This is a genomic window from Catenibacterium sp., from assembly GCF_052354645.1.
GTDB classification, from domain to species: domain Bacteria; phylum Bacillota_I; class Bacilli_A; order Erysipelotrichales; family Coprobacillaceae; genus Catenibacterium; species Catenibacterium mitsuoka_A.
Map to the genome: position 1 here is coordinate 1 of NZ_DAWDDM010000251.1, position 2902 is coordinate 2902.

General features: G+C 35.1%; 3 protein-coding genes, 1 pseudogene and 1 riboswitch. All 4 genes and pseudogenes read left to right on the forward strand.

Going from position 1 to position 2902, the window contains the following annotated elements; all coding sequences use genetic code 11:
• Positions 1 to 252 (forward strand): metallophosphoesterase family protein (locus tag ACT8VG_RS09495; protein WP_444195721.1); only part of this gene is annotated, 252 nt, incomplete at its 5' end.
• A 67-nt stretch (positions 253 to 319) separates the two neighbouring features.
• Positions 320 to 486, forward strand: a riboswitch (Lysine riboswitch).
• Positions 487 to 546: 60 nt separating this feature from the next.
• Positions 547 to 1359, forward strand: a pseudogene (locus tag ACT8VG_RS09500) (transporter substrate-binding domain-containing protein).
• Between the two features lie 8 nt (positions 1360 to 1367).
• Complete coding sequence (locus tag ACT8VG_RS09505) at positions 1368 to 2096, forward strand: amino acid ABC transporter permease (protein ID WP_117458845.1); 729 nt, start codon at positions 1368 to 1370, stop codon at positions 2094 to 2096.
• Between the two features lie 11 nt (positions 2097 to 2107).
• The gene (locus ACT8VG_RS09510) at positions 2108 to 2845 is read left to right on the forward strand and encodes an amino acid ABC transporter ATP-binding protein (protein WP_444195722.1); all 738 of its coding nucleotides are present in this window, start codon (positions 2108 to 2110) and stop codon (positions 2843 to 2845) included.
• Positions 2846 to 2902: the final 57 nt, after the last annotated feature.

Here is a 2902-nt window from a genome sequence, read left to right on the forward strand (position 1 = left end):
CTTCTGATTACTCATGGGCAGTTCTTTGGTTATTTTGATCGTGAAAAGAAAATGCTGGACTTTTTAAAGAAATATAATGGAGATGTTTTAATCTCAGGACATACACATATGCCTCTTGTAAAAGAAGAAAATGGTTTCTGGCTTATTAATCCTGGCTCTACTTCATGGCCACGTGGTGGTAGCAAAAGATCTTATGCAGTGATGACTATTGATGGTACAAATGTAGATGTTAGAATTAAAACATTGGAATAATGATACAATTTATTAAATAGGATTGACTTTTTATATCTTCCTATTATAATGGGCATGTAAAGTCAAATATAAAGATAGAGGAAGGGATGCATCAGAGTAGTATGAGGAGTCGGCAGACTAAGAATCATATGAAAGGTAATCATCGCCGAAAGAAGATAAGTGGCAGCTTATGGTCTTGGGGATTCAGGAAATACCTGTCTCACTCCTTCATGATGAAGAGGCGTTATCTAATCGTTAAAAGCTATGCGATAACGTATGGCTTTTTTTCTATTTTTATATAGAAAGGGGAATATTATGAAAAAGACTTTAATTACGCTTGCAACAGCAGCGCTTGTATTATCAGGATGTGGATCATCTACTAAGGATGACAACACTTTTACAGTAGGGATGGAAGCAGCTTACCAGCCATTTAACTGGCAGACTTCTAAGAAAACAGATACTGCAGTTAAATTAGATGGTGGTGCAGGTTATGCAGATGGTTATGATGTTGTCGTTGCCAGCAAAATTGCTAAAAAATTAGGAAAGAAACTTGTAGTAAAGAAGATTGCATGGGATGGTTTACAGCCAGCTGTAGAATCTGGTGAAATTGATGCAATTATCGCAGGTATGACTGCTGATAAGAAACGTGAAAAGGGATTAGATTTCACTACACCTTAATACCAGAGTGAAATGGTTATGATTGTAAGAAAGAACAGTCCAATGACTTCATTCAATGATATCCAGCAGTTCTCAGGATATAAGGTAACAGGTCAGAAGAATACTAACTATGATACAATCATTGATCAGATTAACGGTGTAAAACATCAGACACCTAAATCAACTTATCCAGAATTAGTTGTAGCTTTACAGCAGGGTGATACAGATGGTATTACTGCTGAATTACCAGTTGCAAATGGTATCGTACAGGCTAACCCAGATTTATCAATCGTTAAGTTTGCAGATGGCCATAACTTTAATGTAGATACTGCAGTATCAATTGGATTAAAGAATAATACACGTAAGACTGCTGAATTCAAGAAGATTCAGAAGGCTTTAGATTCTATTTCACAAGAAGAAAGATTAAAAATCATGGAAGATGCTGTTAAGAGAGCACCTACTGAAAAATAGGAGATAAAATGAAAATAGATTTTCAATATGCATGGAGTCAGTTAATTAATAACTGGCCTCTATTCTGGTATGGTATTAAGATGACAATCGCTTTTGCGGTTGTTGGTACATTAGCTGGTTTAATTATTGGTTTAATTATTGGTGCCATTCGTTGTGTACCATTAGATCCACTAGATAAACCAGTGACAAGATTCTTTAAACGTTTAGGACGTTTTATTACAGGCTTTTATGTATGGGTATTCCGTGGAACACCTATGATGGTTCAGGCCGTATTCCTTTATTACTTATTCAAACCAGTATTACATTGGAATAACTTTACAGCTGGTATGGTAATTATCTCAGTGAATACAGCTGCTTATATGGCTGAAATTATTCGTAGTGGGATTCAGTCTATTGATCCTGGGCAGATGGAAGCAGCTAAGTCTTTAGGTATGACAAATACTCAGACTATGATTTCTATCATCTTCCCACAGGCTATTAAGAATACATTCCCATCACTTGGTAACCAGTTTATTGTTAATATTAAGGATAGCTGTATGTTAAATGCGATTTCAGTTGTTGAATTATTCTTCCAGGCACAATCAGTGGCTGGTACAAACATGAGATATATCGAAGTGTATCTTGTTGTTGCAATTCTTTACTTAATTCTTACAACTGTAGCTACATTTGTACTTAACTATGTTGAAAAGAAAATCAATAAGACAAACACAGTTACTATCAAGGATAACTGTGCTTAAGGAGGAAAGAAATGAATACAGTAATTGAAATTAAACATTTAGAAAAACATTTTGGTGACCTCCGTGTTCTTAACGATATTAATTTCACTATCGAACGTGGTAAGGTAGTTACTATTATTGGTTCAAGTGGTTCTGGGAAAAGTACATTACTAAGATGTATCAACCTTCTTGAAGTACCTGATGCAGGTGAAATTCTATTTAATGGACAAAATATCCTTAAAGGTGATTTAGATGCTTCTACATATCGTAGTAAAGTAGGCATGGTATTCCAGAACTTTAACTTATTTAGTAATAAAACAGTTTTAGAAAACTGTATGATTGGACAAATCAAAGTATTAAAGAAATCTAAAGAAGAAGCCTGCGTTGAAGCAATGAAACAGCTAAAAGCTGTTGGTATGGATAAATTTGCAGATGCTTCTAGTACAAAGCTTTCTGGTGGACAGAAACAGCGTGTTGCGATTGCAAGAGCTTTATGTATGAAACCAGAAGTACTTCTATTTGATGAACCTACAAGTGCCTTAGATCCTGAAATGGTAGGGGATGTATTAGATGTTATGAAGGAACTTGCGAAAGAAGGTTTAACAATGGCTGTTGTGACTCATGAAATGCAGTTTGCTAGAGAAGTCAGTGATGTTGTATGTTTTATGGATCAGGGCGTTATTGCTGAAATGGGTACTCCTGAAGAAGTATTTGAACATCCTAAAACAGAACGTGCTAAACAGTTCTTATCACGTTATTCTAATAGATAAAATATGTCAACCGAAATTGATAATGTCCCAAAAATAATCAAACATTAGCACCACAAC

What these genes read in the sequence shown, in the direction of transcription:
- ACT8VG_RS09505 (WP_117458845.1), top strand. Translation starts at nt 1,368, where the DNA reads ATGAAAATAGATTTTCAATATGCATGGAGTCAGTTAATTAATAACTGG.
- ACT8VG_RS09510 (WP_444195722.1), top strand. Translation starts at nt 2,108, where the DNA reads ATGAATACAGTAATTGAAATTAAACATTTAGAAAAACATTTTGGTGAC.